This is a genomic window from Variovorax sp. LjRoot84 (assembly GCF_964254305.1).
Classification (GTDB): Bacteria; Pseudomonadota; Gammaproteobacteria; order Burkholderiales; family Burkholderiaceae_C; genus Variovorax.
Genome location: NZ_CAXUTE020000001.1, coordinates 4222772 through 4248472 on the forward strand (window position 1 = coordinate 4222772; position 25701 = coordinate 4248472).

Annotated in this window: 26 protein-coding genes; 11 read left to right on the plus strand and 15 right to left on the minus strand. The window is 68.3% G+C overall.

The genetic code is table 11. The annotated features are described in order from the left end of the window. Positions 1 to 16: 16 nt before the first annotated feature. The 4 genes from ACSQ9I_RS21040 to ACSQ9I_RS21055 all read left to right on the plus strand — a co-directional run bounded on the left by ACSQ9I_RS21040 (position 17) and on the right by ACSQ9I_RS21055 (position 3677). On the plus strand, positions 17 to 631 hold the full coding sequence (locus tag ACSQ9I_RS21040) for a TRAP transporter small permease (protein ID WP_093102988.1): 615 nt from the start codon (positions 17 to 19) through the stop codon (positions 629 to 631). Position 632: 1 nt separating this feature from the next. Next, complete coding sequence (locus tag ACSQ9I_RS21045) at positions 633 to 1898, plus strand: TRAP transporter large permease (RefSeq protein WP_436314335.1); 1266 nt, start codon at positions 633 to 635, stop codon at positions 1896 to 1898. A 32-nt stretch (positions 1899 to 1930) separates the two neighbouring features. After that, entirely contained in the window at positions 1931 to 2926 is a 996-nt protein-coding gene (locus tag ACSQ9I_RS21050) for a TRAP transporter substrate-binding protein (protein WP_093102985.1), read from the plus strand. 79 nt (positions 2927 to 3005) lie between these two features. After that, positions 3006 to 3677, plus strand: a complete 672-nt coding sequence (locus ACSQ9I_RS21055; RefSeq protein WP_436314336.1) for a GntR family transcriptional regulator — start codon at positions 3006 to 3008, stop codon at positions 3675 to 3677. Here ACSQ9I_RS21055 and ACSQ9I_RS21060 read toward each other — a convergent pair. Then, positions 3674 to 4270 carry a hypothetical protein gene (locus tag ACSQ9I_RS21060; protein ID WP_436314337.1) on the minus strand — a complete coding sequence of 199 codons (597 nt, stop codon included), beginning with the start codon at positions 4268 to 4270 and terminating at the stop codon, positions 3674 to 3676. The two genes, ACSQ9I_RS21055 and ACSQ9I_RS21060, sit on opposite strands and share 4 nt — an antisense overlap. A 211-nt stretch (positions 4271 to 4481) precedes the next feature. On the opposite strand from ACSQ9I_RS21060, the gene ACSQ9I_RS21065 reads away from it, so the two are divergent. Both ACSQ9I_RS21065 and ACSQ9I_RS21070 read left to right on the plus strand, forming a co-directional pair. Next, on the plus strand, positions 4482 to 4952 hold the full coding sequence (locus ACSQ9I_RS21065; protein WP_436304822.1) for a (2Fe-2S)-binding protein: 471 nt from the start codon (positions 4482 to 4484) through the stop codon (positions 4950 to 4952). A 14-nt stretch (positions 4953 to 4966) separates the two neighbouring features. Then, positions 4967 to 7162 (plus strand): molybdopterin cofactor-binding domain-containing protein, encoded by a 2196-nt coding sequence (locus ACSQ9I_RS21070; RefSeq protein ID WP_436314338.1) that lies wholly within the window; start codon positions 4967 to 4969, stop codon positions 7160 to 7162. Here ACSQ9I_RS21070 and ACSQ9I_RS21075 read toward each other — a convergent pair whose 3' ends face one another. The 12 genes from ACSQ9I_RS21075 to ACSQ9I_RS21130 form a co-directional block, all read right to left on the minus strand. Further along, positions 7163 to 7912: an ABC transporter ATP-binding protein gene (locus ACSQ9I_RS21075; RefSeq protein ID WP_093102981.1), complete on the minus strand. Its 750-nt coding sequence runs from the start codon at positions 7910 to 7912 to the stop codon at positions 7163 to 7165. Next, complete coding sequence (locus ACSQ9I_RS21080; RefSeq protein ID WP_093102979.1) at positions 7909 to 9750, minus strand: branched-chain amino acid ABC transporter ATP-binding protein/permease; 1842 nt, start codon at positions 9748 to 9750, stop codon at positions 7909 to 7911. Before ACSQ9I_RS21080 ends, ACSQ9I_RS21075 begins: the two co-directional genes overlap by 4 nt. After that, positions 9747 to 10775 (minus strand): branched-chain amino acid ABC transporter permease, encoded by a 1029-nt coding sequence (locus ACSQ9I_RS21085; protein WP_436314339.1) that lies wholly within the window; start codon positions 10773 to 10775, stop codon positions 9747 to 9749. Before ACSQ9I_RS21085 ends, ACSQ9I_RS21080 begins: the two co-directional genes overlap by 4 nt. A gap of 72 nt (positions 10776 to 10847) precedes the next feature. Continuing rightward, a complete protein-coding gene (locus tag ACSQ9I_RS21090) occupies positions 10848 to 11999 on the minus strand; it encodes an ABC transporter substrate-binding protein (protein ID WP_093102976.1) in 1152 nt (383 codons plus the stop codon). Between the two features lie 34 nt (positions 12000 to 12033). Next, positions 12034 to 13116 carry a 1,2-phenylacetyl-CoA epoxidase subunit PaaE gene (gene paaE / locus ACSQ9I_RS21095; protein WP_093102974.1) on the minus strand — a complete coding sequence of 361 codons (1083 nt, stop codon included), beginning with the start codon at positions 13114 to 13116 and terminating at the stop codon, positions 12034 to 12036. After that, entirely contained in the window at positions 13113 to 13637 is a 525-nt protein-coding gene (paaD, locus tag ACSQ9I_RS21100) for a 1,2-phenylacetyl-CoA epoxidase subunit PaaD (RefSeq protein WP_093102973.1), read from the minus strand. The genes paaE and paaD overlap by 4 nt, the downstream gene beginning before the upstream one ends. Continuing rightward, entirely contained in the window at positions 13631 to 14404 is a 774-nt protein-coding gene (gene paaC, locus ACSQ9I_RS21105) for a 1,2-phenylacetyl-CoA epoxidase subunit PaaC (RefSeq protein ID WP_436314340.1), read from the minus strand. The genes paaD and paaC overlap by 7 nt, the downstream gene beginning before the upstream one ends. A gap of 11 nt (positions 14405 to 14415) precedes the next feature. Next, on the minus strand, positions 14416 to 14706 hold the full coding sequence (gene paaB, locus ACSQ9I_RS21110; protein WP_093102970.1) for a 1,2-phenylacetyl-CoA epoxidase subunit PaaB: 291 nt from the start codon (positions 14704 to 14706) through the stop codon (positions 14416 to 14418). Beyond that, positions 14703 to 15713: a 1,2-phenylacetyl-CoA epoxidase subunit PaaA gene (gene paaA, locus ACSQ9I_RS21115; protein WP_436304828.1), complete on the minus strand. Its 1011-nt coding sequence runs from the start codon at positions 15711 to 15713 to the stop codon at positions 14703 to 14705. Before paaA ends, paaB begins: the two co-directional genes overlap by 4 nt. 12 nt (positions 15714 to 15725) lie before the next feature. Then, a complete protein-coding gene (gene paaK, locus ACSQ9I_RS21120; RefSeq protein ID WP_436304829.1) occupies positions 15726 to 17045 on the minus strand; it encodes a phenylacetate--CoA ligase PaaK in 1320 nt (439 codons plus the stop codon). Between the two features lie 18 nt (positions 17046 to 17063). Further along, entirely contained in the window at positions 17064 to 17501 is a 438-nt protein-coding gene (gene paaI, locus ACSQ9I_RS21125) for a hydroxyphenylacetyl-CoA thioesterase PaaI (protein ID WP_093102965.1), read from the minus strand. Positions 17502 to 17513: 12 nt separating this feature from the next. Beyond that, on the minus strand, positions 17514 to 18317 hold the full coding sequence (locus tag ACSQ9I_RS21130; protein ID WP_093103265.1) for an enoyl-CoA hydratase-related protein: 804 nt from the start codon (positions 18315 to 18317) through the stop codon (positions 17514 to 17516). A gap of 175 nt (positions 18318 to 18492) precedes the next feature. Here ACSQ9I_RS21130 and paaN point away from each other — a divergent pair, with 175 nt between their 5' ends. Next, positions 18493 to 20151 carry a phenylacetic acid degradation protein PaaN gene (paaN, locus tag ACSQ9I_RS21135; RefSeq protein WP_436314341.1) on the plus strand — a complete coding sequence of 553 codons (1659 nt, stop codon included), beginning with the start codon at positions 18493 to 18495 and terminating at the stop codon, positions 20149 to 20151. Positions 20152 to 20167: 16 nt separating this feature from the next. Continuing rightward, a complete protein-coding gene (locus ACSQ9I_RS21140) occupies positions 20168 to 20770 on the plus strand; it encodes a phenylacetic acid degradation protein PaaY (RefSeq protein WP_093102962.1) in 603 nt (200 codons plus the stop codon). Here ACSQ9I_RS21140 and guaD read toward each other — a convergent pair. Next, positions 20767 to 22047 (minus strand): guanine deaminase, encoded by a 1281-nt coding sequence (gene guaD / locus ACSQ9I_RS21145; RefSeq protein ID WP_436314342.1) that lies wholly within the window; start codon positions 22045 to 22047, stop codon positions 20767 to 20769. The genes ACSQ9I_RS21140 and guaD overlap by 4 nt on opposite strands. A gap of 195 nt (positions 22048 to 22242) precedes the next feature. Here guaD and ACSQ9I_RS21150 point away from each other — a divergent pair, with 195 nt between their 5' ends. Continuing rightward, positions 22243 to 23388 carry a glycosyltransferase family 4 protein gene (locus tag ACSQ9I_RS21150; RefSeq protein ID WP_436314343.1) on the plus strand — a complete coding sequence of 382 codons (1146 nt, stop codon included), beginning with the start codon at positions 22243 to 22245 and terminating at the stop codon, positions 23386 to 23388. Then, on the plus strand, positions 23385 to 24047 hold the full coding sequence (locus ACSQ9I_RS21155) for an acyltransferase (RefSeq protein WP_212733616.1): 663 nt from the start codon (positions 23385 to 23387) through the stop codon (positions 24045 to 24047). Before ACSQ9I_RS21150 ends, ACSQ9I_RS21155 begins: the two co-directional genes overlap by 4 nt. 53 nt (positions 24048 to 24100) lie before the next feature. Here ACSQ9I_RS21155 and ACSQ9I_RS21160 read toward each other — a convergent pair whose 3' ends face one another. Next, a complete protein-coding gene (locus ACSQ9I_RS21160) occupies positions 24101 to 24703 on the minus strand; it encodes a short chain dehydrogenase (protein ID WP_436314344.1) in 603 nt (200 codons plus the stop codon). 98 nt (positions 24704 to 24801) lie between these two features. Here ACSQ9I_RS21160 and ACSQ9I_RS21165 point away from each other — a divergent pair, with 98 nt between their 5' ends. Further along, on the plus strand, positions 24802 to 25683 hold the full coding sequence (locus ACSQ9I_RS21165; protein WP_436314345.1) for a LysR family transcriptional regulator: 882 nt from the start codon (positions 24802 to 24804) through the stop codon (positions 25681 to 25683). Positions 25684 to 25701: the final 18 nt, after the last annotated feature.

Consider the following 25701-nt stretch of genomic DNA (forward strand, 5'->3'; position numbering starts at 1 on the left):
AGGCCGCAAGAACGCCATGAACAACAACGCCCTCGGACCGCCGGGCATCAGCCGCTTCGTGCTCGATGCCTCGGACGCGATCCTGCGCTGCGAACGCTATCTGCTCACCGGCCTCATGGGCCTGCTCGTCGCGCTGATCCTGCTGAACGTGGTCACGCGCTACACGGGCGTACCGCTCTACTGGGTGGACGAGGCATCGGTGTACTCGGTGGTCTGGCTCACCTTCATCGGCGCCTCGGCGATGACCCGGCTGCGGCTGGACTTCGCCGTGACGCTCTTGACCGACAAGCTCGGCGCCAAGGCAGCGGCGGCCGCCAAGGCCTGCGCCTCCGGCGGCGTGCTGCTGCTCGGCTTCGGGCTGCTGGCGATGTGCTGGGTCTGGATGGACCCGGTGGGCATCGCGCGCCACGGCTTCGATGCGAAGGACTACGCGGCCGAGTCCTTCAACTTCCTCTACACCGAGACCACGCAGACGCTGAACTGGCCGACCTGGGTCGTGCAGCTGATCCTGCCGATCTTCTCGCTCACGCTCAGCGTGCATGCGCTGGCCAACCTGCTGGAAGACCTCGGCCTGCAGCCCAAGCGCGTGCACCGCGAGTTCCACGTGCTCAACGCCGACGCGGTGAACTGAGATGCTGACCTCCGCATTCTTCCTCGTCGTGATGCTGATCGGCGTGCCCATCGGCGCCTGCCTGTGCCTGGCCGGCATCGTCTACATCCTGAATTCCGGGGACACGGTGCTGTTCCAGTCCTATCCCCTGCAGATGTTCTCAGGGATCGACAGCTACGGCCTGATCGCGATTCCGCTGTTCATCCTGATCGGCGAGATCATGAACGGCGGCGGCATCACCAGGCGCCTGGTCGACCTGGCTCTGGCCTTCATCGGCTCGGTCAAGGGCGGCCTCGCCTACGTGAACATCCTCGCCAACATGCTGGTGTCCTCGATCATCGGCTCGGCCACTGCGCAGGTGGCCATCATGAGCCAGATCATGGTGCCGGAGATGGAGAAGAAGGGCTACGACAAGACCTTCGCCGCCGGCCTCACCGTGTATGGCGGCATGCTCGGCCCGATCATCCCGCCATCGGTGATGTTCGTGGTCTACAGCGTGCTGGCGCAGGTCGCGGTCGGCGACATGCTGATCGCCGGCATCCTGCCCGGCATCGTGCTCACGCTGCTGTTCTTCGTCGTGATCGCCTGCATGGGCGTGATCTACAACTATCCGCGCACCGAGAAGCGGACCCTCCGGCAGCGGCTGCACACCATTGCGACGGCCTGCCCCACGCTCTTGATCCCGATCGTGATCGTCGGCTCCATCCTCACCGGCTTCGCCAACCCCACCGAGGCCGCGGCCGTCGGCGCGCTGGCCGCGGCCCTGGTCGGGCGTTACGTGACGAAGGAATTCAGCTTCAGGACGATGCCGGAGATCCTGCTCAAGTCGGCGATCTACTCGGCGGTCGTGCTGTTCCTGGTGGCCGCCGCGGCGGTGTTCTCCTGGCTCTTGATCTACGGCAAGGTGCCGCAGGCCATTGCGGCATGGATCCAGACCGTCGCCAAAGACCCGGTCACCTTTCTGCTGCTCGCGAACGCGATCCTGCTGGTGATCGGCACGGTGATCGACGGCATTCCCGGCCTGATCATGACGGTGCCGATCCTGCTGCCGATCGCCACCGAGATCTACGGCATCGACCCGCGCCACTTCGGCGTGGTGGTGGTGGTGAACCTCGTGCTGGGGCTGATGACGCCGCCCGTCGGCCTGAGCTTCTTCGTCGCCGCCGCGGTCACCGGCGCCAAGCCCGGAAAGATGTTCATCGTCACGCTGCCCTTCTTCCTCATCTGCTGCGTGGCGCTGGTGCTGTTGTCGCTCTTCCCGAGCCTGTCGCTCGGTCTTCTCAAGTAGGCCTCTTTTCTTCCCCCCAACCGGAGCATTGCATGTCCCTCTCACGCCGACACTTCGTCCAGGCTGCGGCCGGCACCGCCGCCTCGTCCCTTCTCTTCAGTACGCCGTCGCGCGCGGCCGCGGCCAAGGATTTCCGACTCGGCCTCATCACGCCGGCGGGCCATTCGTGGAACCGCGCGGCGCTGGGCTTCGGCGAGGCGCTGAAGAAGGCCACCGACGGCCGCCTGAGCGCCACGGTGTTCCACTCGGGCCAGCTGGGCAACGAGTCGGCCATGATGCAGCAACTGCAATCGGGCGCGCTGGACATGGGCTGGATCCAGGCGGCCGAGCTGGGCTCGCGCGTCGCGAGCGTGGCAGCCATCAATGCGCCCTACCTGGTGCGTTCGACCACCAACGTCGCCACGCTGGTGCGCACGCCGGCCGCGCTGAAGCTGCTCGAGGTGCTGCCGCGCGAAACCGGGACCATCGGCCTGGGCTGGGGCATCACCGGCATGCGCGTGGTGTTCTCGACCAAGAACATCTCGACCCCGACCGAGCTCAAGGGCCTGAAGCTGCGCATCAATCCGACGCCGGTGTACCGCGACTTCTATCAGTTGCTGGGCGCGGCACCCACGCCCATTCCCACGCCCGCCGTGTTCGATGCCATGTCCAACGGCCAGGTGGACGGCCTCGAGGCCGACATCGAGTTCTCGTGGAACCAGCGCTTCGACCGGGTGTCGAAGGTGCTGCTTCCGATGAACGCGCTCTTCATGCCTTTCGCGCCGCTGGTGTCGGGCCGGATCTGGCAGACGCTGGATGCGAAGGACAAGGAGCTGATCCGCGACCTGATCAAGCAATCGCTCGACGCGCAGATCAAGGACATCGTGACCACGGAGCTCGGGCTGATCGACAAGTTCAAGGCGAGCGGCATCGCTTTCAAGAGCGACAGCGGCTTCGACCCTGCGCCGGTCATCCGGGAGTTCGACAAGCTCTGGTTGCCCAAGGCGCCGCAGATCGCCGAACTGCGCAAGATCGGCGCCGCACTGTAAGCCAGGCCCCCTTCGCCACCCGGTCGCTGCCGATGGGAGAATGCGACCGCCTTTCCGACCCCAGCCTCAGCCCTCCACGATGCCCGTTGCAGCCACGTCTTTCCCAAGTGCCGCCGCCCCGCGGCGCGCCGCCGACATCGCCTACGACGCGATAGAGGCGTTGATATGCACGCTGCAACTCGAACCCGGCAGCCAGGTGGTCGAGGCCGAGATCGCCGAACGTACCGGGCTCGGCCGCACGCCGGTGCGGGAGGCACTGCTGCGCATGAGCTCGATCGGGCTGATCGTGCAGCAGCCGCGGCGCGGCCTGCTGGTCTCCAGCATCGATCTGGCCGACCATCTCGATGTGCTGCAGACGCGGCGCGTGCTGGAAATACTCATCGCCTGCTGCTCGGCACGCCGGGCCACCGCCGCGCAGCGCAAGGAAATCCTGCGTTGCGCCGAAAAGATGGTCAAGGCAGCCGCACGCGGCCACCTGGACGACTACATGCAGGCCGACCACGAGCTCGACCGCGTGAATCACCAGGCCAGCCAGAACCACTCCGCCGTCAAGAGCGTGGCGCCGCTGATCGTGCAGTGCCGCCGCTTCTGGTACGCCTACCAGCACGAGGGCGAGATCGTCGAAGCCGCCAAGGCCCACATGGAACTCGCCCAGGGCATCGCCACCGGCGACGAGGCGGCAGCCGTCGCGGGCGCGAACAGGCTGCTCGACTACCTGGAACGCTTCGCCCGCAAGGTGATCGACAACTAGGTTTTTTCGCCGATGGCCGGCGTGGGCACGGCAGCGGCCTGCGCCGCGGCGAGCCCCTTGTTCAGGCGCTGGCGGATCACCAGGCCGACGATGCCCAGCAGCAAGGCAATCAGGCCGAGGACCAGCGTCACCTTGTCGGTGGCCATCGTGGCGGCCACCTTGTCCTTCGATTCCATGATCTTCTGGACGTCGGCGAGGGAGACCACGGTGCGGCCCTTATGCTTGATCTCGTAGACCATGTTGTTGTCCGACGGATCGAGCCTGACCTCGATGGCCTCGTCGATCAGCGGTTCGAGCTTGCTGCGCCCGACCGCGTTGTCGACGCGCCATTTCTCGGTGCTGCCGTTGGCCAGCTTGGCATCGAGCACGAAGTAGCGGCGGGTCGTCGTGCCGCCGCGGCGGCGCTTGGACGTTTCGGTGACCTCGCTGCCGCCGGTGATCGAGCCGCTGCGCACGACCAGGTCTTCGACCGCGGTGCCGTGCGTGTCGGCGGAGGCCTTCCACTGCGCATAGCCGGCCCACCCGAGGATGCCGATGCCGAACAGCAGCGCGAGCCAAGCCTTGCCGGTGACCTGATAGAGCCATTCACTCATGTTGTTCGCCTTTCTTGCGAGTTGAAAAAACCGGCCGATGTTAAGGCGAGTCGATGACAAATTGGCTATCAAATCCATAGCGACAAACGCATATCTGGCGCGGCTTACGAAGGTATTAGCCTGAAAGAATTCGTCATGGACCCGATGCCGGACGTCGCTTGATGCGATGGGCACGCTGTGGCAACCTGCACCGCCGCCCAAGGAGGTCCGCATGCCCAGCATCACCCTCATCGTCAATGGCGCCTCGAAAAGCATCGAGGCCTGGGATCCGGACATGCCGCTGCTCTACGCGCTGCGCAACGACCTGGGCCTGCATGCGGCCAAGTTCGGATGCGGGCTCGCGCAGTGCGGCGCCTGCACCGTGCTGCTCGACGACATGCCTGTGCGCTCGTGCAGCATTCGCATCGCCGATGCGGCCGGGCGCCGCGTCGTCACGGCCGAAGGGCTGGGTTCGCCCGAGAAGCCGCACGCCGTGCAAGCTGCCTTCATCGCCGAGCAGGCCGCGCAGTGCGGCTACTGCACCAACGGCATGGTGATGACGGCCGTCGCGCTGCTGCGCGCCGTGCCGCGGCCGAGCCGCGACGAGGCCAAGCAGGCGCTCGCCGGCAACCTCTGCCGCTGCGGCTCGCACGAGCGGGTGTTGCGCGCCGTGCAGCGCGCTGCCGATTCAGGGAGGGCCTGAGCATGGAGACGCTCATGCTGACACGCCGCGCCCTGCTCGAAGCCGGCGCACTGGTCGTGGGCTGCGGGCTCGTGCCCATTCAGCCCGCGCATGCACAGCCGATCGCCGGCGCGCAACGCTCGCTCGCGCTCGGCGAGGTCGATTCCTTCCTGGCGCTGCGTGCCGACGGCACCGTGGTCGTCTACTCGGGCAAGGTCGACCTCGGCACCGGCCACCGCATCGCAATGCGGCAGATGGTGGGCGAGGAACTCGGCGTGGGTGTCGAGCGCATCGAGCTCATCGAGGGCGACACGGCGCTGACGCCCAACCAGGGGCCCACGGCCGGCAGCACCGGCGTGATGCGCGGCGGCGTCGAGCTGCGCCAGGCCGCGGCGACGGCGCGCGAGGCGCTGATTGCGGCGGCGGCACAGCAGCTGCAACTGCCGCCCGAACAGCTCACGCTCGCCGACGGCGCGGTGCGCGCGGCCGACGGCCGCAGCATCGGCTGCTCCGTCCTCCTGGGCGGCCGCGGCTTCGAGCTGAAGATGAATCCGAAGGCACCGCTCAAGCGGCCTTCGCAGTACGTGCTGGTCGGCCGCTCGCTGCCGCGGCCCGACGTGCCGGCCAAGGTGACCGGCCGCCATGTCTACGTGCACGACCACGTGGTGCCCGGCATGCTGCACGGCCGCGTGCTGCGGCCGCCGGCGGTGGGCGCGAAGCTGTTGTCGGTCAACGAGGCTTCGGTGGCTCGGCTGCCCGGCGTGCGCGTGGTGCGCATCGCCGATTTCGTCGGCGTCGTGAGCCCCGACGAATGGGCCGCGGTGCGCGCGGCGCGCGAACTCGAGCTGCGATGGAGCGACAGCGCGCCACTGATCGGCCACGCGGCGCTGGTCGACTGGGCCCGCAGCGGCCCCTTCGTGGCCGAGGAAGTCATCGCGTCGAAGGGCGACGCGCAACGCCTGGCCGGCCTGCGCGATGCGGCGGACGTGCTGCGCGCGAGCTATGCGTGGCCGATCCAGTCGCACGGCTCGATCGGCCCCTCGTGCGCCGTGGCCGACGTGCGCCCCGACGGCGGCACGGTGTGGACGGCGTCGCAGGCCAGCCATCGCTTCCTCAACGTCTTCGCGGCACTGGTCGAGCTGCCGCGCGACAAGCTGCGCGTGGTCTACCTCGACGGCGCCGGCTGCTACGGCATGAACGGGCACGACGACGCGGCGGCCGATGCGGTGCTGCTGTCGAAGGCGGTCGGCCGGCCGGTGCGCGTGCAGTGGAGTCGCGAGGACGAGCTGGGCTGGGACCCGAAGGGCCCGCCGCAGCTGCTCGACATGAAGGCCACGCTGACGCCGGAGGGCCGCATCGACGCCTGGGAAACCGACATGTGGGTGCCGCGCGCCACGGCCAACCTCGAATGGATACCGCTGCTGTCGCCGCTCGCCGCCGGCCTGCGCCAGCCGGTGGGCCAGTCCGTCGGGCTGGTGTCGCAGAACGGCGATCCGCCCTACGGCGCGAACGCGGTCAAGGTCACGGCGCACTGGCTGGGGCCGGCGCCGCTCAGGCCTTCCAACATCCGCGCGCCGGGCAAGGTCGCGAACTGCTTCGCGGTCGAGAGCTTCGTCGACGAACTGGCGGCGAAGGCGCGCATGGACCCGCTGGCCTTCCGCCTGCGCGACACCGCGAACCCGCGCGGCGCCGAGGTGATCCGGCGCGCGGGCCGGATGATCGGCTGGCAGGCCCGGCCCTCGCCTGCCGCCACGCGCGGCGGCGGCATCGCGAGGGGCCGCGGCATGGCCTATATCCACTATAAGAACAACGAGACCTATGTCGCCATCGCGATGGAGGTCGAGGTCGACCGCAAGAACGGCGAGATCGCGGTGCGCCGGGTCTGCTGCGCCCACGACTGCGGGCTGATGATCAACCCCGACGCCGTGCGCGCCCAGGTCGAGGGCAACATCCTGCAGACGCTCTCGCGCACGCTGCACGAGGAGACCACCTTCGACCGCTCGCGCGTCACCAGCGTCGACTGGGTCAGCTACCCGCTGCTGAACTTCACCGAAGTGCCGCGGCTGGAGATCGAACTGATCGACCGGCGCGAAGAGCCGCCGCTGGGTGCGGGCGAAGCGGCTTCCAGCCCGGTGCCGGCGGCGCTGGCCAACGCGGTGTTCGACGCCACCGGCGTGCGGCTGCGCAGCGTGCCCTTCACCAGTGCGAAGCTGAAGGCGCTGCTGGCCTAGCTATCGCGCCGGCGTTTCGTCGGTGCGCGCGCCCAGCCCCAGGTAGGTGTCGATGATGCGGCGGTCGTGCAGCAGCTCCTTGGCCGGTCCCTGCAGCGCGACCGCGCCCATTTCGAGCACGTAGGCACGGTCCGCCACCTGCAGCGCGGCGCGGGCGTTCTGCTCCACCAGCAGCACCGAGACGCCATGCTGGCGCAGCGAGGACACCACCTGCAGCACCTCGCGCACGATCAGCGGCGCGAGGCCGAGCGAGGGCTCGTCGAGCATCAGCAGGCGCGGCCGCGCCATCAGCGCGCGGCCGATCGCGAGCATCTGCCGCTCGCCGCCGGACAGCGTGGACGCGAGCTGCGCGCGACGCTCCTGCAGGCGCGGGAAGATGCCGAAGACCTCCGTCATGCGCTGGCGCTGGTCGCGCTCGCCGCGCCACCAGCGCGAGAAGCCGCCCAGAAGCAGGTTGTCCTCGACCGACATCTCGCCGAAGAGCTCGCGCTTTTCCGGCACCAGGCCTACGCCGCGCGCCACCATCGCTTCCACGCTGGTGCGCGCCATGCGCTCGCCGTCGAGCAGCACGCCGCCGCGCGAAGGAAGCAAGCCCATCGCGGCGCACAGCAGCGTGGTCTTGCCCGCGCCGTTGGGCCCGATCACCGTGACGATCTCGCCCGCGTCGACGCGCAGGTCGATGTGGTGCACGGCTTCCACCGCGCCGTAGGAGACGCAGAAGTCTTCGAGTTGGAGGAGTGCCTTGCTCATGCCACCTGCTCCATCAGCTTTTGCTCCGCCGGCTCGTCGACGCCACCGAGATAGGCGTCCAGCACCTTCGGATCGGCCTGCACTTCGAGCGGCGTTCCGCGTGCGATGACGGCGCCGAACTCCAGCACAGTCACGCGGTCGGCCAGGTTCATGACGAACTCCATGTCGTGCTCGACCACCAGGATCGCCAGACCCTCGGCGCGCAGCTGGTCGAGCAGGGTGGCGAGCGCGCGCTTTTCCAGGTGGCGCAGGCCCGCGGCCGGCTCGTCGAGCAGCAGCACCGCGGGATGGCCCGCCAATGCGCGTGCGATCTCGATCACGCGCTGCTGGCCCAGCGCCAGCGAGCCCGCCGGCACTTCCACGAACTCGCCGAGCCCGCAGCGCTCGAGCTGGCGCCGCGCCTGCGCGAGCAAGGCGGCCTCTTCCGCGCGATCCAGGCGCAGCATGGAGGCGATCCATCCGCGCCGCCCGCGGCGGTGCGCGCCGAGCGCGACGTTCTCGATCACGCGGCGCTGGCCCAGCAGACGCACGTGCTGGAAGGTCCGACCCAGGCCCAGCGCGGCGAAGGCGCGCGAGGGCTGGCCGGTCATCGGCCGGTCCATCAGCCGCACCTCGCCCGAGGTGGGATCGTCCACGCCCGAAATCATGTTGAAGAAGGTGCTCTTGCCGGCGCCGTTGGGACCGATCAGCGCGTGGATCTCGCCCGCCTTCACATCCATGCTGACCGCGTCGTTGGCGACCAGGCCGCCGAAGCGCTTGGTCACGGCGTCGGCCTGCAGCACGACCTGCCCGCGCGGCGGCAAGGTGGCCTCGGGCAACGTGAGCGTCTGGCGCGGAGCACGCGGCTTCACCGGCTTCAGGAAGCGCCCGCCCAGGCGCGCCACGGTCGGCCACAGGCCGTCGGCAAAGCGCTGCAGCACCACCAGCATCAGGAGGCCGAACACGATCACCTCGAAGTTGCCGCTGGAGCCCAGCAGGCGCGGCAGGATGTCCTGCAGCTGCTCTTTCAACAAGGTGATCAGCGCGGCGCCGAGCACCGCGCCCCAGAGATGGCCGGCGCCGCCGACCACCGCCATGAAGAGGTACTCGATGCCGATGTTGAGGTTGAAGGGCGTGGGGTTGATGAAGCGCTGCATGTGCGCATAGAGCCAGCCCGACACCGCCGCCAGCAGCGCTGCCAGCACGAAGACCTTGATGCGGTAGCGCGCGGTGTCCACGCCCATCGATTCGGCCATCACGCGGCCGCCCTTCAGCGCGCGGATGGCACGGCCCTCGCGCGAATCCAGCAGGTTGTGCAACGCCCACAGCGCGAGCAGCAGCACGCCCCAGATCACCAGGCCCAACGAGCGCGGCGATGCGAAGGACAGGCCGGCCACCACGATCGGCGGCACGCCGGCCACGCCGGTGTGGCCGCCCAGGAATTCCAGGTTGCCGAACAGGAAGTAGAAGCTCAGGCCCCAGGCGATGGTGCACAGCGGCAAGTAGTGCCCGGAAAGCCGCAGCGTGATCGCGCCCAGCCCCCAGGCCACGAAGAAGGTCACGAGGATGCCGAACAGGAGCCCGATCCACGGCAGCAGCGCGGGGCTCACGACCGTGCCGATCGCGGCGGCGACCGCGGGCGAGGTGCAGACCCAGGCGGTCGCGTAGGCGCCGGTGCCGACGAAGGCGGCCTGGCCGAAGGAAGTCATGCCGCCCACGCCGGTCAGCATCACGAGGCCGGCCGCGACCAGCGCGTAGAGGCCGATGTAGCTGAGCACGGTGACCGAAAAGTCCGGCAGGAAACCCCACACCGCCGCGAGCAGGACGACGAAGGCGATGGCCATATGCCGGCGCGTCATTCCTCGTCCTCCACATGGCGGCTGCTCAGCGAGCGCCACCAGAGCACCGGGATGATCAGCGTGAAGACGAAGACCTCCTTGAAGGCGCTGGCCCAGAAGGAGGAGAAGGCCTCGAGCTGGCCCACGATCAGCGCGCCCACCAGCGCCAGCGGATAGCTGGCCAGGCCGCCGACGATGGCAGCCACGAAGCCCTTGAGGCCGATCAGGAAGCCGGTGTCGTAGTAGATGGTGGTCAGCGGCGCGATCAGGAGGCCCGAGACCGCGCCGATCGCCGCCGCCAGCGCGAAGCTCAGGTCACCCGAGAGGCCGGTGGGAATGCCCATCAGCCGCGCGCCGACGCGGTTGATCGCGGTGGCGCGCAGCGCCTTGCCGACGATCGAGCGTTCGAAGAAAAGAAACATCAGCACCACCAGCGCGGCGGTGACCGCGACCACCACGAGCGATTGGCCCGTCAACGCCACGCCGCCGAGGTCGAGCCGCAGGTCCGAGAAGGCCGGCGTGCGCGAACCCTCGGCGCCGAAGAAGAGCAGGCCCAGGCCGACCAGCACACCGTGCAACGCCACCGATACGATCAAGAGCGTGAGCACGGTGGCATCGGCCAGCGGCCGGTAGGCCAGCCGATAGAGCAGCGGGCCGAGCGGCACGATCACCGCGAGCGCCGTCAACGTCTGCATCACCAGCGATTCCGGGCGCAGCAGCAGCACCAGCGCGCAAGCCACCAGCGGCAGCACCACGCACCAGGCGAGCGTCGATGCCCAGTCGACCGCGGCACCCCGCTTCCATCGCCACAGCTCCACCACCAGCGCCATCACGGCCAGCGCCACCAGCAGCCACAGCGTGGCCGGCACGCGACCGGCCTGCAAGGCAACCACCGACAGGGCACTGAAGGCGACGAACTCGCCCTGGGGAATGAAGATGACGCGGGTGACCGAGAACACGAGCACCAGCGCCAGCGCCATGAGCCCGTAGATCGCCCCGTTCACGATACCGTCCTGCCCCAGTATCAGGGCGATTTGCAAGTCCATGCATCCACTCCGGCGTGGCGCACGCAGGCCCCCGGCCCGCGTACGCGCTCGCACGCACGCTCCGGTTGAAGGTCAGTCTTGAGGCTGGTATTTCCAGGTACCGTTCTCGATCTTGACCATCACGCGCGCGCGCTGGTCCAGACCCAGATGGTCCGTGGGCGACATGGTGAAGATGCCATGGGCGCCGGGAACGTCCTTCACCGACTCGAGCGCGTCGCGCAAGGCGGCACGGAAAGCCGGCGTGCCGGGCTGCGCCTTCTTGAGCGCGGCCGGAATCGCGGCGCTCATCAGCAGGCCTGCATCCCAGGCGTGGCCGCCGAAGGTCGAGACGCTGCCCTTGCCGTTGGCCGCCTCGTAGGCGTTGACGTAGGCCAGCGCCGACTTCTTCAGCGGATGCGAATCGGGCAGTTGCGCCGCCACCAGCATCGGGCCGGAGGGCAGCAGCGTGCCTTCGACGTCCTTGCCGCCGACGCGCAGGAAGTCGGCGTTCGCGACGCCGTGGGTCTGGTAGATCTTGCCGGCATAGCCGCGCTCCTTGAGCGTCTTCTGCGGCAGCGCGGCCGGCGTGCCGGAGCCGGCGATCAGCACCGCATCGGGCTTGGCAGAGATCAGCTTCAGCGTCTGACCCGTGACCGAGGTGTCGCTGCGCGCGTAGCGCTCGTTCGCCGTCACCTGCAGCTTCTTGAGCGCGGCGGCCTTGCCGAACTCCTGGAACCAGCCTTCGCCGTAGGCGTCGGAGAAGCCGATGAAGCCGACCGTCTTGACGCCGTTGGCCGCCATGTGCTCGGCGATGGCGAGCGACATCATGATGTCGTTCTGCGGCGTCTTGAAGACCCACTTGCGCTTCTCGTCCACGGGCTCGACGATGCGCGCCGAAGCCGCCATCGAGATCATCGGCACCTTCTCCTCGGCCACCACGTCGATCATGGCCAGCGAGTTGGGCGTGACGGTCGATCCGATCACGATGTCGACCTTGTTCTCGCTGATCAGCTTGCGCGTGTTCGACACCGCCGCGGTGGTGTCGGATGCGTCGTCGAGCACGATGTAGTTGATCTTCTGGCCGCCGATGGTCTTGGGCATCAGGCCGATGGTGTTCTTCTCGGGGATGCCGAGCGAAGCGGCCGGGCCCGTCGCCGACAGCGTGACGCCGACGTTGACGTCGGCCTGCGCGGCAAAGGCCATGGCGCACAGGAGCGCCACGCCGAGGCGGGTGAATGATTTCATGAAGGTCTCCGTTGGTTAAAAGATTGCGGCCGCTTCAGCGTTCGTCGAAGGACAACACCACGCGCTCGGTCAAGGGATGCGCCTGGCAGGTCAGGATGAAGCCGCCCGCCACCTCATTCTTGTCGAGCGCGAAGTTGCGCTCCATCCGCACTTCCCCTTCCAGCAGCTTGGCACGGCAGGTGCCGCACACGCCCGAGGTGCATGAATACGGCACCTCCAGGCCCGCCGAAGAGGCGGCGTCGAGGATACTCGGCTGGCCCTTGGCGAACGGGATTTCGCGGCTGAGTCCGTCGCGCACGATGGTGATGCGCGCCTGCTCGGCATCGCCGGGCTGCGCCTCGTGCACCACGGCGCCGACCGGCCCGGCGGGTTGGGCGATGCCGAAGCGCTCGATATGGATGCGCTCCTCGGGCACGCCGGCCGCGAGCAGTGCCGCCTCGGCCTCGTCGTTCATCTGGAAGGGCCCGCAGATGTAGACATGGTCGATCTGCCCGGCGGGCACCAGGCCTTCGAGGAACTCGGCGATCTTCTCGCGGTTCATCACGCCCATGTTGATCGGCACGTCGGTGTGCTCGTCGGAGAACACGTGCTGCAGCGCGACCCGCGTCATGTAGCGGTTCTTGAGGTCCTCGATCTCCTCCTTGAACATCGTGGACTTGAGTGAACGGTTGCCGTAGATCAGCGTGAAGCGGGCGAAGGGCTCGCGCGCCAGCACGGTCTTCATGATCGAGAGGATGGGCGTGATGCCGCTGCCGCCCGCGATGCCCACGTGGTGGCGGTGGGCCTCGGGCTCGATCGGCACGAAGAAGCGCCCCTCCGGCGCCATGACCTGCAGCGTGTCGCCCGGCTGGAGCGCGCTGTTGATCCAGTTGGAGAAGGTGCCGCCCTGTACCTTGCGCACGCCGACGCGCAGCTCGCCGTCGTCGACGCCGGCGCAGATCGAATAGGAGCGCCGCAGGTCCTGGCCGTCGATCTCCTTGCGCAGCGTGAGGTACTGGCCCTGCGTGAAGCCGAAGACCTCGCGCAATTCCTCCGGCACGTCGAAGGAGACGATCACGGCCTCGGAGGTGTCGGGCTCGATCCTGCGCACGCGCAGGGGGTGGAAGATGACGCTCATATCGGCTTGAAGTGTTCGAACGGTTCCCGGCAGGCAAGGCAGCGGTAGAGCGACTTGCAGGCGGTGGCGCCGAAGGCAGACAGCCGCTCGGTGTGCCGGCTGCCGCAGCGCGGGCAGGCAACGGCCGCGCCGGTCCCGCGCCCGAAGATGCGGATCGGGACGGCATCGCCCGGCGCCACCGGTCCGGGCGGTGCAATGCCGTATTCGGAGAGCTTGCGCCGGCCTTCCGCGCTGATCCAGTCGGTGGTCCAGGCCGGCGCGCGCTGCAGCGTGACATGGGCCGGACCGAGGCCTGCTTTCTCGATGGCTTCGAGCACGTCGCGCTCGATCACTTCGGTTGCGGGGCAGCCGGAGTAGGTCGGCGTCAGCACGACTTCGAGTGCATCGCCCCGCTCGATCACGTCGCGCACGATGCCGAGATCGCACACCGAAAGGGCCGGCACTTCGGGATCGAGCACGGTGCCGAGCACCTCCCACGCCTGCTCGCAACGCGTCGGGGCGAAGGCGGCAACATTCACCATACACCCCCCGGATAAGCGCGCTGCAGATGCTGCATCTCGGCCAGGATGTAGCCCATGTGCTCGCTGTGCACGCCGTGCTTGCCGGTGCTCAGGAAGGCCGACTCGGCCGGCGGCACGAGCAAGGCCTCGTCGAGCACGGCGCCCATCTCGGCGAACCAGGCTTCGCGCAACACCGCCCACGCCGGGCCCAGGCCGCTGGCGCTGGCTTCCTCGTCCACGGCGTCCGAGGCGAACAGTTCGGGCACGAAGCGCCACAGCTCCTTCAGCGCAGCCTCCATGCGCGCATGCGATTCGTCCGTGCCGTCGCCCAGGCGCACCACCCAGTCGGCCGAATGCTGCTGGTGGTAGCGCGCTTCCTTGATCGCCTTGCCCGCGATGGCGGCGACCTCCTCGTCGCTCGACGATGCCAGGCGCTCCCACAGCAGCTTGAGCAGCGTCGCGACCATCGCGTTGCGCAGCACGCTGAAGGCGAAGTCGCCGCGCGGCAGCTCGACCAGCGTGAGATTGAAATAGTCGCGCTCGTCGCGCAGGAAGGCGAGCAGGTCTTCATCATGCGCGCGGCCTTCGATCTGGCCGGCCCGGGTGAGCAGCGCACGCGCCTGGCCTACGAGATCGAGCGCCATGTTGCTCATGGCGATGTCTTCTTCGAGCGCCGGCGCGTGGCCGCACCACTCGCCAAGGCGTTGGGCCAGGATCAGGCAGGTGTCGGCGATGCGCAGCAGGTACTGCACGGCAGGGCTGCGGTCGAGTTCGATGGATGCTTGCATGGGGCCTCAGTTCACATGTGGTCGACGGACTTGGGCAGCACGTAGAAGGTGGGATGGCGGTAGACCTTGTCTTCCGCCGGATCGAAGAACATGTCCTTGTCGCCCGGATCGCTGGCCACGATCTGGTCGGAGCGCACCACCCACACGCTCACGCCTTCCTGGCGCCGGGTGTAGACGTCGCGCGCCATCTGCAGCGCCATCTTGGGGTCGGGCGCGTGCAGGCTGCCGCAATGCTTGTGGTCCAGGCCCGCCTTGCTGCGCACGAACACTTCCCACAGCGGCCACTCTTGATCGGTTGTCATGCGGCCTCCTTCAGGTGATTCTGTTTTCGCGCATGCGCCAGCGCCGCTTCGCGCACCCAGGCGCCCTCTTCCCAGGCCTTCACGCGGGCGCCAAGGCGTTCGCGGTTGCACGGGCCGTCGCCGCCGATCACGCGCCAGAACTCGTTCCAGTCGATCGGCCCATGGTCGTGCGCCTGGCGCTCCTCGTTCCACTTGAGATCGGGGTCGGGCAAGGTCACGCCGAGCACCTTGGCCTGTTCGACCGCGGCATCGATGAACTTCTGGCGCAGGTCGTCGTTGGAGAAACGCTTGATGCCCCAGCGCATCGATTGCGCACTGTTGGGCGACTGCTCGTCGGGCGGGCCGAACATCATCACGGACGGCCACCACCAGCGGTTCACCGCGTCCTGCACCATGGCCTTCTGCGCCTCGGTGCCGTGCTGCATCATCGTGAGCAGCGCCTCGTAGCCCTGGCGCTGGTGAAAGCTCTCCTCGCGGCAGATGCGGATCATCGCGCGCGCATAGGGCGCGTAGGAGCAGCGACAGATCGGCACCTGGTTCATGATCGCCGCGCCGTCGACCAGCCAGCCGATGGTGCCCATGTCGGCCCAGGTCAGCGTGGGGTAGTTGAAGATCGAGCTGTACTTGGCCTTTCCCGTGTGCAGCGCATCGAGCATCTGGTCGCGGCTGGTGCCGAGCGTCTCGGCCGCGGCATAGAGGTACAGGCCGTGGCCGCCCTCGTCCTGCACCTTGGCCAAGAGGATGGCCTTGCGCTTGAGCGTGGGCGCGCGGCTGATCCAGTTGCCTTCGGGCAGCATGCCGACGATCTCGGAATGCGCATGCTGGCTGATCTGGCGCACCAGCGTCTTGCGGTAGTGCTCGGGCATCCAGTCCTTGGCCTCGATGAAGCCGCCGGCATCGATGCGTTCGTCGAAGCGCTGCTCGAGAACCATTTCCTCCGCCGACCGGACGACCTTCTTGCCGTCGCCGGATTCCTTGCCCATGGTGTCCATGGCTTGGGTGTACATGACGCTTTCCTTTCAGGTCTTGGGGCGCTCGTCGACCACGCGCCGGGCCTTGCCGGTCAGCGTGCGTTCGATCGAGTCGGGGCGTTTCACCAGCACGGTGGTCGAGATGCCGACCATGGTCTTCACGCGCTGCTGCACCCATTGCGCGATCTGCTCGCGTTCGGCGTCGCCGAGGTCGCCGGCGCCGGCCTGCACTTCGCAATGCAGCTCCACGCTGTCGAGATGGCCCTCGCGCCCGACCTTGATCAGGTACTGGCCCGAGAGCTTCTCGTGCGCGAGCACGATCTCCTCGATCTGCGTCGGGAACACGTTGACGCCGCGGATGATCAGCATGTCGTCGCTGCGCCCGACGATCTTTCCCATGCGGCGGAAGCTGCGCGAGGTGGGCGGCAAGAGGCGCGTGAGGTCGCGCGTGCGGTAGCGGACGATGGGCAGCGCTTCCTTGGTCAGCGAGGTGAAGACGAGCTCGCCCTCTTCGCCGTCCGGCAGCACCTTGCCGGTCTCGGGATCGATGATCTCGGGATAGAAATGGTCTTCCCAGACCACGGGCCCGTCCTTGCTCTCGATGCACTCGCTGGCGACGCCGGGACCCATCACTTCCGAGAGGCCGTAGATGTCGACCGCGTCCATGCCGCCCTTGGCCTCGATCTCGCGGCGCATCGCCTCGGTCCATGGTTCGGCGCCGAAGATGCCGACCTTGAGCGAGTTCTCGCGCGGGTCCAGCCCCTGGCGCTGAAACTCCTCGATGATCACCTGCATGTAGCTGGGCGTGACCATGATGATGTCGGGCCGAAGGTCGCGGATCAGCTGCACTTGCTTCTCGGTCTGGCCGCCCGACATCGGGATCACGGTGCAGCCCGCGCGCTCGGCGCCGTAGTGCGCGCCCAGTCCGCCGGTGAAGAGGCCGTAGCCGTAGGCCACGTGCACGATGTCGCCGGGCCGTCCGCCCGCCGCGCGGATCGAGCGCGCCACCAGGTCGGCCCAGTTGTCGATGTCCTTCAAGGTGTAGCCCACCACCGTCGGCTTGCCGGTGGTGCCGGAAGACGCATGGATGCGCGCGACCTGTTCTCGCGGCACGGCGAAGAGGCCGAAGGGGTAGTTGTCGCGCAAGTCCTTCTTGACGGTGAACGGAAACTTCGCGAGGTCGCTCAATTGCTTGAGGTCGCCGGGGTGCACGCCTTTTTCATCGAAGGCCTTGCGGTAGTGCGGCACCTTGTCGTAGGCGCGCTGCAGGCTGGACTGCAGGCGCTGCAGCTGCAGCGCGGCGATCTCGTCGCGACTGGCCTTCTCGATCGCCTCGAGGTCGCCGGGTGCCGGGCGTTGAACGGGCATGGGGGTGTCTCCTTCTCTTCAAGCCGCAACGACGGGCTTGCCTTTGATCGTGTAGGAGCGTCCGCGGAACACCGCGATCCGCTCGCCGCGCTGATTCAGGACCTCGGTGTCGTAGACGCCCATGCGGCCCGCCTTCGACACTTCGACGCAGCGCGCAACCAGCCGGTCGCCGTGGCGCGCCGGCGCGACGAAATCGATGCCGAATCCCGAGGCGACGGTCACCTCGTTGTAGGAGTTGCAGGCATAGGCGAAGGCCGAATCGGCCAGGGTCGAGATGAAGCCGCCGTGGCAGATGTCGTGGCCGTTGAGCATGTCTTCGCGCACGGTCATGGCGATGTCGGCGCGGCCTGGCCCGATGGCCTCGACCTCCATGCCGAGACCGCGCACGGCGCGGTCGTTGGCGAACATGGCATCGCGCACGCGTTCGGCGGTGTGTTGGGGATGGGTCTCGCTCATCGACGGAACTCCTCAGCGGTCGGTGAAGCGCGGCGGGCGCTTGGCGCGGAAGGCTTCGACGCCCTCGCGGTAGTCGTTGGCGGCACCCAGGCCGCCTTGCAGCCTGGCTTCCATCGCGAGCGCGGACTCCAGATCGAGCTGCTGCGCATCGGCCAGCGCCTGGCGCGTGGCGACCAGTGCAGCAATCGGCATGTCGGCCAGGCGCGTGGCCAGGGTCTCGACCGTGAGCGCCAGCTCGGCGTCTTCCACGCACTTCCAGATCAGGCCCATCTGGGCGGCCTCGGCGGCCGGCAGCTTCTCGCCCAGCAGGGCGAGGCCGAGCGCACGCGCTTGGCCCACGAGCCGCGGCAGCAGCCAGCTGCCGCCGGTGTCGGGCACCAGCCCGATCTTGGTAAAGGCCTGGATGAAGCTCGCGGAGCGCCCGGCCACGACGAGATCGCAGGCCAGCGCGAGGTTGGCGCCCGCACCGGCCGCGACGCCGTGGACCTCGGCGATCACCGGCACCGGCATCGAGCGCAGGCGCAGCACCAGCGGTGCGTAGAGCGATTCGATGACGTGGGCCAGGTCCTTGGGCGGCGCACCGGGCGTGTAGTCGGGCGCGACCATCGGGTCGGCCAGGTCCTGGCCGGCGCAGAAGGCACGCCCTGCGCCGCCGAGCACCACGCAGCGCACGGCACTGTCGGCCGCCGCCTCGTCGAGCGCCGCCATGAGCGCGGCATGCAGTTGGGAGTTGAAGCTGTTGAGCGCTTCCGGCCGGTTGAGCTGGAGCGTGCGCACGGCGCCAGACTGTGTGATGCGTACCAGGGGTTCGTCCATCGTGGTGCTGAGGTGTGAGGATTGATCGGCCAAAAGGGCGAGTTCAATAATTGACCGACCGTTCGGTTGATTATAGGATTCGCGGTCTTGCTGCCGCAAGCCTTGTCCTTTGGTACTAACCCTTAAGCCTAGCTCGCGGCACTCCTTTTTCCAACATCGCCGGAGACCTTCACCCATGACCGCCCTGTTCGATCGCCATCGCACGCTGCTCGACGACGCCCTGCGCGCCCTCGCCCACCGCGGCCATTGGTCCCCTTTTCCGGAAGCCCCTTCGCCCAAGGTCTATGGGGAAAGCGCGCAGGCCGAGGGCCGCAACGCCGCGCTCGCGCTCTGCGGCAAGGACTACCCGCTGGACCAGCCCGGCGAACGCGCGCGCGTCGCCACCGAGCGTTCGCCCTTCGGCGCCACGCTCGACATCCGCTATCCCGAATGCGAAGGTGAAGCGCTGGTCGCCGCCGCGCTGGCGGCCGAGCCCGCCTGGCAGGCCATCGGCCCCGAAGGCCGCGTGGGCGTCGTGCTCGAAGCCTTGAAGCGCATCCATGCACGCAGCTTCGAGATCGCGCATGCCGTGATGCTGACCACAGGCCAGGGGCCGATGATGGCTTTCCAGGCCGGCGGCCCCCATGCCCAGGATCGCGCGCTCGAAGCCATCGCCACCGCCTGGAAAGCCATGGCCGACGTGCCGGCCGAGGCCACCTGGGAAAAGCCGCAGGGCAAGAACCCGCCCGCGGTGCTGAAGAAGCGCTTCGAAGTCGTGGGCCGCGGCATCGCGCTGGTGATCGGCTGCGCGACCTTCCCGACCTGGAACACCTACCCCGGCCTCTTCGCGGCGCTGGCCACCGGCAACCCGGTGATCGTCAAGCCCCATCCCAACGCCGTGCTGCCTGCGGCCATCACGGTCAGCGTGCTGCGCGAGGTGCTGGCCGAAGAGGGGCTGGATCCGAACCTCGTGACGCTCGCGGTCAGCGCCGAACCGCAACTGGCGCAGATGCTGGCCACGCACCATGCGGTGGCCTCCATCGACTACACCGGCGGCAATGTCTTCGGCCGTTGGCTGCAGACGCATGCGACGCAGGCCCGCCTCTATGCCGAGATGGCCGGCGTGAACCTGCTCGTCATCGAATCGACCGATGCCTATGCCGCGATGCTGCGCAACCTCGCGCTGTCGCTCTCGCTCTACAGCGGCCAGATGTGCACCACCACGCAGAACCTGCTGGTGCCGGCTGAGGGCATCCGGACCGACCAGGGACACAAGAGCTTCGAACAGGTCGGCTCCGATCTCGCGCAGGCGATCGACCAACTGCTGGCCGATCCGAAGGTGGCGCTGACGGTGCTCGGCGCCATCGGCTCGCCCCAGACCCTCGAACGGCTGGACAAGGCCGCGAAGGTCGGCCGCACGGTGCTGGCCTCGCGCAAGCTCGAGCACCCCGAGTACCCGCAGGCCGAGGTGCGCACGCCGGCGATCGCCGCCTTGGGCGTGGACGATGCCGACATCTACGAGCAGGAGTGCTTCGGCCCGGTGTCCTATCTGGTGGCCGTGCCTTCGCGCGAGGCTGCGCTCGAAATCGCCGAGCGCAGCGTCCTCCGACATGGCGCCATGACCTTGGGTCTCTACTCCGACGACCCGGCGTACATCGACGACATGGTGAACGCCGCGCGGCGCGCACGCGTCGCGCTATCGATCAATCTCACCCAAAGCGTGATGGTCAACCAGTCGGCCGGCTTCTCCGACTTCCACGCCACCGGCGGCAATCCGGCGGCCAATGCGGCCTACACCACCCTCGCCTTCGTGGCCGACCGCTTCGTGGTCGTGCAGCACCGCCGCCACGCTTGATCAACCGGGAGCTGCCATGCCCTGCTACGCACTCGAAGGCGTCGTGCCGGTGGTCGACCCCAGCGCCTACGTCCATCCCACGGCCGTGCTGATCGGCGACGTGATCGTCGGCCCCGGCTGCTATGTCGGTCCCTGCGCGAGCCTGCGTGGCGACTTCGGCCGCATCGTGCTGGAGCGCGGCGCCAACGTGCAGGACAACTGCACGATCCACGGCTTCCCGGACCAGGACACGGTGGTCGAGGAAAACGGCCACATCGGCCACGGCGCCGTGCTCCACAGCTGCGTGGTGAAGCACGATGCGCTGGTGGGCATGAACGCGGTGGTGATGGACGAGGCCGAGATCGGCGCCTTCGCCTTCGTTGCGGCCTGCGCCTTCGTGCCGGCAGGCATGCGGGTGCCGGCGAAGAGCCTGGTGGCCGGCATTCCCGCCACGGTGCGGCGCGAGCTCGGCGACGACGAGATCGCGTGGAAGCGCGAAGGCACCGAGATCTACCAGGACCTCACGCGCCGCTGCCTGGACAGCCTGGTGGAGGCCGAGCCTTTGCGTGCGGTGGAGGCCGATCGGCCGCGGCTCAAGTCACCGGACGTGCGCTCGCTGATCGCGACCCGGCGCGGCTAGGCCTGCGAAATGACGGTCCGCTCGATCAGGCGGTCGTCGCCCAGCACGATCATCGCGAACAGCAGCTCTTCGAGGTTGTTGGCGAGCGAGGTCTTGCGCGCGAGCAAGGGCGTGGCCTTCGGATCGATCACCAGGAAGTCCGCCTCGCAGCCCGGCTGCAGGTTGCCGATGACGCCTTCGAGCCCCAGCGCGCGCGCCGCGCCTGCGGTGTGGCGCCACCAGAGCTGCGAAGGCGGGATGCTGATGCCCGGCTTGGTCTGGCCCTCGCGGCCCACGTAATAGGCGGCCATCATGGTCGAGAAGGGGCTGAAGCTGGTGCCGCCGCCGACGTCGCTGGCCAGGCCGTAGGCATAGCCGATGCGGTCGGCGCCCTCGAAGTCGAAGAAACCGCTGCCGAGGAACAAGTTGCTGGTCGGGCTCACGGCCGAGGCGGTGGCGGTGTCGCGCATCAGGCGCCGGTCGTCGTCGTCGAAGTGGATGCAGTGGGCGTAGACGGCGCGCTCGCGCATCAGGCCGAAGCCGGCATAGACGTCGAGGTAGGAGCGCGCGCCGGGGAACAGCTCGCGCGCCCACTTCACTTCGTCCTTGTTCTCGGCCACGTGCGAATGGATCCAGGTGTCCGGGTATTTCGCGGCCAGCTCGCCGGCGCCGCGCAGCTGGGCGTCGGTGCTGGTCGGCGCGAAGCGCGGCGTGATCGCATAGCCCAGGCGATCGACGTTGTGCCACTGGCGGATCAGCGACTCGGTGTCGATCAGGCTCTGTTCCGTCTGGTCGCGCACGCCGTCGGGCGAATGCCGGTCCTGCAGCACCTTGCCGGTGATCATGCGCAGCCGGCGGCGCTGCGCCGCCTCGAAGAAGGCCTGCACCGACTGCGGATGCGAGGTCGCGAAGGTCAGCGAGGTCGTGACGCCGTTGCGCAGCAGCTCGTCGAAGAAGACCTCGGCCACCTCCGCCGCGTGCGCCGGGTCGGCAAAGCGGCTCTCGGCCGGGAAGGTGTAGTTCTCGAGCCAGGGCAGAAGGCCTTCCGAGGGCGCGCCGATGATGTCGGTCTGCGGAAAGTGGACGTGCATGTCGACGAAGCCCGGCGCCAGGATGCGCCCCGGCCAGTGCGTGACGTCCACGCCCGGATGGCGGGCCGCCACCGACGCATGGGCGCCGGCGTCCAGCACGCGCTGGCGGCCGGCGGCATCGGGGCCGACCACCAACAGGCCGTCTTGATCGAAAACCGGCTGGCCGGCGGCATCGAATCGCAAAAGGGAGGCACGGTACGCTTGCATGGGCTGGGAGGGTAAGGCAGCGAAGCCGGTACGGAATGTGCGAGCGCATATGGAGGCTATATGACAGCCGCGCTCGGCAGTGGCACATCCTAGGGCCGCACCAGCCGCTCGAACATAATCCGCCTTCAATCCCAACAGGAACAGCGATGAATCCACGCGACGCCGACCGCCGCGCATGCAGGTATTGTCCCTAACATGAAAGTGCTTCTCATCGGGAACTACGTCCCCGACGGCCAGACCAGCATGCTGGCCTTCAAACGCATCCTGGAACGTGAACTCCCCCGCAACGGCTGCGAGCTGCGCGTGCTCACGCCGCCCCGGCGGGTGCAGCGGGTGCCGACCACTTCGCGCCTGTGGAAGTGGCTGGGCTACGTGGACAAGTTCATCCTGTTCATCCCCTCGATCGGGCGCCATCTGCGCTGGGCCGACGTGGTGCACGTGACCGACCACTCCAACGGCATGTACATCCCCTGGGTCAAGAAAAAGCCCAATGTCATCACCTGCCACGACGTGATCGCCGTGCAGGCCGCCAAGGGCATGGTCGAAGGCTGGAACGTGAGCTGGACCGGGCGGCTGTTCCAGCGGCTGATCGTCAAGGGGTTGGCGGCGGCCGATCTGGTCACCTGCGTATCGGATCTGACCCGGCGCGAGCTGCTGGCGCTGGGTCTCGCGCAGGAGCCCAGGGTCAGCGTGGTGCTCAACGGCTTGAACGACGATTTCCGGCCCGTGCCGCCCGAGGAGGCGCAGCCCCTCGTCGAAGGCCTCGGGATCTCGGTGCACGACAACTACCTGATCCACGTCGGCTGGGACCTGGCGCGCAAGAACCGCCGCACGGTGCTCGAGGCCTTCATCGCGCTGCAGGAGCGCGCGGCCGCGAGCGGCGTCGCGGCGCCGGTGCAGCAGCTCCTGTTCGTCGGGCCCGAGCTGGTGCCGGAGATGGCCGAGCTGGCGCGCAAACACGGCGTCGACGATCGCGTCACGACGGTGCAGGGCGTCTCGCACGAGCAGCTGCGTGCACTCTACGCCGGCGCAACCGCGCTGCTCTTCCCCTCGCTGCAGGAAGGCTTCGGCTGGCCGATCATCGAAGCCCAGGCCTGCGGCTGTCCGGTCATTACTTCCGACCTCGCACCCATGAACGAGATCGGGGGCCCGGGTGTGGTCTACGTGGACCCCCACGATCCCGCCGCCATCGCCGAAGCCATCGAGCAGGCTGCGCCGCGCTTCGAAGAGATGCGCCGGCTCGGCATCGAAAACGCCACGCACTACAGCGCGGCGCAGATGGCATCGAACTACGTGGCGGCCTACCGGCGGGTGATCGAAGAGCGAAAGACCGCCCGGTGAAGAAGCTGCTGGCGCTGGCCGTGGTGTTCCTGCCCTGGGCGCTCAAGCGCCGGGTGCTGCGCCGCTTCTGGGGCTACCAGATCGCCGACGGCGCGCGCATCGGGATGTCCTATGTCTTTCCGGGGCAGCTGGTCATGGGCGAAGGGGCCTACATCGGCCACTTCAACGTTGCCATCCACCTGGGCCGGCTCGAATGCGGCGCGCATTCGGTGATCGACCGCTCCAACTGGATCACCGGCCATCCGCCGAAAGGCGCCCACTTCACCCATCGCGCCGATCGCGATCCGACCCTGACGCTGGGCGAGCACGCGGCCGTCACCAAGCAGCACATCATCGACTGCACCGATCGCGTCGACATCGGTGCCTTCACCACCATCGCGGGCTACCGCTCGCAGCTGATCACGCACGGCATCAACGTGGTGGACAACCGGCAGGACTGCAAGCCGATCCGCATCGGCGCCTATTGCCTGGTCGGCACGCGCGTCACGGTGCTGGGCGGCGCCGCCCTGCCCGACCGTTCGATGCTGGGCGCGGGCTCGGTGCTCAACAAGGCGCACACCGAGGAGTACGCGGTCTATGCGGGCTCGCCGGCGGTGCAGGTCAAGACGCTCGATCGCGACGCCAAGTACTTCCACCGCGAGCGCGGCTTCGTGCACTGAGCCGGCCGCCGTTGCCGTTGACGTCTGATGAACATCGCCCATCCCGGCGCGGCTCATTGCCACACGCGGTACACGCGCCCCGTCTGCGAGCCTTCGACGCTGCGCACATAGCCCAGCGCCACCCGCGCAGCCGGCACCGATTCGAAGCCGGGAAAGAAGGAGCCGTAGCTTGGCAGCGATTCGGCCAGCACCGTCGGGCTCACCGCATTGATGCGCAGCCCGCGCGGCAGCTCGGTGGCGGCCGCGCGCACGAAGCCTTCGACCGCCGAATTGACCGCGGTCGCGTTGGCGCCCTGGCGGATCGGCTCCTCGGCCACGATGCCGGTGGTCAGCGTGATCGAGCCGCCGTCGCGCAGCACGTGCTGGCCCAGCAAGGCGAGGCGCACCTGGCCGAGCAGCTTGTCCTGCAGGCCCACATTGAAATCGGCCGGCCGCATCGAGGCCAGCGGCCCGAAGAAAAGGTTGCCGGCCGCCGAGACGATGGCATCCAGCGGGCCGACGGCGGCGAACAGCGCCTCGACACTGGCATCGCTGGTGATGTCGACGCGCCAGTCGCCGTGCTGGCGGCCTGCACTCAGCACCTCGTGGCGTTCGGCCAGCGCCTCCACCACCGCACTGCCCACCGCGCCGTTCGCGCCCACCACAAGAATCTTCATGACCTGCTCCATCGATTGAAAGAAGCAGATTCTTCTGTGCATCGCTCGATCGATAAATGACGCTACGCTTCGTCCATTCGAAAGCAACGGTTAGCAATATGGACAAGCTGCGCGCCATGGAAGTGTTCGTCGCGACGATCGATGCCGGCAGCTTCGCGGCTGCGGCGGAAGCGCTGGACATCTCTGCCGTGATGGTCGGCAAGCACATCCGCGCGCTCGAAACCGAGCTGGGCGCGCGCCTGCTCCAACGCACCACGCGCCGCCACACGCTGACCGAGATCGGCGCCGCTTACCTCGAGCGCTGCCGCGACGTGCTTGCGAGCGTGCGCACGGCCGACGGCGTGGCCGAAGCGCTCAGGGCCGTGCCGCAGGGCACGCTGCGCGTCACGGCGCCGGTGGCCTACGGCGCGCACCGCCTGACGCCGGTGATCGGCGACTACCTGGCGGCGCACCCGCAAGTGAAGGTGGAACTGAATCTCAATGACCGCATGGTCGACCTGGCCGAGGAAGGCTTCGACTGCGGCGTGCGCTCGGGCACGCCGATGGACGAACGCCTGATCGCGCGGCCGCTGGCGCGCTCGCGCATGTTCGCGGTCGCGAGCCCGGCCTTCGTCGCGCGCCATGGCAGGCCGGCCCATCCGCGCGATCTCAAGGCGCTGCCGCTGCTCGGCTTCGCCGCCTGGGGGCCCGATCATTCATGGCGCTTCACGCGCGGCGGCGAGACGGCGCACGTGCCGGTGCGCGGCCCGCTGGCCACCAACAATGGGCAGGCCTTGCTCGCGGCGGCCCTGGCCGGCGTCGGCGTGATCGTGCAGGCCGATCCGCTGCTCGCGCCGGCACTGGCCTCGGGCCAGGTGGTGCAGCTGCTGCCGGACTGGGACTTGCCGACGCGCGAGGTGCACATCGTGCGGCTGCCGGAGGCCCGGCCCAGCGCCAAGCTGCGCAGCTTCGTCGACTTCGTGGTGGAACGCCTCGGCTGAGGGAGGGTCTGTTCAGGC

Excerpts from the sequence above, each read along its gene's own strand:
- ACSQ9I_RS21040 (WP_093102988.1), top strand. The coding sequence starts at position 17 with ATGAACAACAACGCCCTCGGACCGCCGGGCATCAGCCGCTTCGTGCTC.
- ACSQ9I_RS21045 (WP_436314335.1), top strand. The coding sequence starts at position 633 with ATGCTGACCTCCGCATTCTTCCTCGTCGTGATGCTGATCGGCGTGCCC.
- ACSQ9I_RS21050 (WP_093102985.1), top strand. The coding sequence starts at position 1,931 with ATGTCCCTCTCACGCCGACACTTCGTCCAGGCTGCGGCCGGCACCGCC.
- ACSQ9I_RS21055 (WP_436314336.1), top strand. The coding sequence starts at position 3,006 with ATGCCCGTTGCAGCCACGTCTTTCCCAAGTGCCGCCGCCCCGCGGCGC.
- ACSQ9I_RS21060 (WP_436314337.1), bottom strand. The coding sequence starts at position 4,270 with ATGAGTGAATGGCTCTATCAGGTCACCGGCAAGGCTTGGCTCGCGCTG.
- ACSQ9I_RS21065 (WP_436304822.1), top strand. The coding sequence starts at position 4,482 with ATGCCCAGCATCACCCTCATCGTCAATGGCGCCTCGAAAAGCATCGAG.
- ACSQ9I_RS21070 (WP_436314338.1), top strand. The coding sequence starts at position 4,967 with ATGCTGACACGCCGCGCCCTGCTCGAAGCCGGCGCACTGGTCGTGGGC.
- ACSQ9I_RS21075 (WP_093102981.1), bottom strand. The coding sequence starts at position 7,912 with ATGAGCAAGGCACTCCTCCAACTCGAAGACTTCTGCGTCTCCTACGGC.
- ACSQ9I_RS21080 (WP_093102979.1), bottom strand. The coding sequence starts at position 9,750 with ATGACGCGCCGGCATATGGCCATCGCCTTCGTCGTCCTGCTCGCGGCG.
- ACSQ9I_RS21085 (WP_436314339.1), bottom strand. The coding sequence starts at position 10,775 with ATGGACTTGCAAATCGCCCTGATACTGGGGCAGGACGGTATCGTGAAC.
- ACSQ9I_RS21090 (WP_093102976.1), bottom strand. The coding sequence starts at position 11,999 with ATGAAATCATTCACCCGCCTCGGCGTGGCGCTCCTGTGCGCCATGGCC.
- paaE (WP_093102974.1), bottom strand. The coding sequence starts at position 13,116 with ATGAGCGTCATCTTCCACCCCCTGCGCGTGCGCAGGATCGAGCCCGAC.
- paaD (WP_093102973.1), bottom strand. The coding sequence starts at position 13,637 with ATGGTGAATGTTGCCGCCTTCGCCCCGACGCGTTGCGAGCAGGCGTGG.
- paaC (WP_436314340.1), bottom strand. The coding sequence starts at position 14,404 with ATGCAAGCATCCATCGAACTCGACCGCAGCCCTGCCGTGCAGTACCTG.
- paaB (WP_093102970.1), bottom strand. The coding sequence starts at position 14,706 with ATGACAACCGATCAAGAGTGGCCGCTGTGGGAAGTGTTCGTGCGCAGC.
- paaA (WP_436304828.1), bottom strand. The coding sequence starts at position 15,713 with ATGTACACCCAAGCCATGGACACCATGGGCAAGGAATCCGGCGACGGC.
- paaK (WP_436304829.1), bottom strand. The coding sequence starts at position 17,045 with ATGCCCGTTCAACGCCCGGCACCCGGCGACCTCGAGGCGATCGAGAAG.
- paaI (WP_093102965.1), bottom strand. The coding sequence starts at position 17,501 with ATGAGCGAGACCCATCCCCAACACACCGCCGAACGCGTGCGCGATGCC.
- ACSQ9I_RS21130 (WP_093103265.1), bottom strand. The coding sequence starts at position 18,317 with ATGGACGAACCCCTGGTACGCATCACACAGTCTGGCGCCGTGCGCACG.
- paaN (WP_436314341.1), top strand. The coding sequence starts at position 18,493 with ATGACCGCCCTGTTCGATCGCCATCGCACGCTGCTCGACGACGCCCTG.
- ACSQ9I_RS21140 (WP_093102962.1), top strand. The coding sequence starts at position 20,168 with ATGCCCTGCTACGCACTCGAAGGCGTCGTGCCGGTGGTCGACCCCAGC.
- guaD (WP_436314342.1), bottom strand. The coding sequence starts at position 22,047 with ATGCAAGCGTACCGTGCCTCCCTTTTGCGATTCGATGCCGCCGGCCAG.
- ACSQ9I_RS21150 (WP_436314343.1), top strand. The coding sequence starts at position 22,243 with ATGAAAGTGCTTCTCATCGGGAACTACGTCCCCGACGGCCAGACCAGC.
- ACSQ9I_RS21160 (WP_436314344.1), bottom strand. The coding sequence starts at position 24,703 with ATGAAGATTCTTGTGGTGGGCGCGAACGGCGCGGTGGGCAGTGCGGTG.
- ACSQ9I_RS21165 (WP_436314345.1), top strand. The coding sequence starts at position 24,802 with ATGGACAAGCTGCGCGCCATGGAAGTGTTCGTCGCGACGATCGATGCC.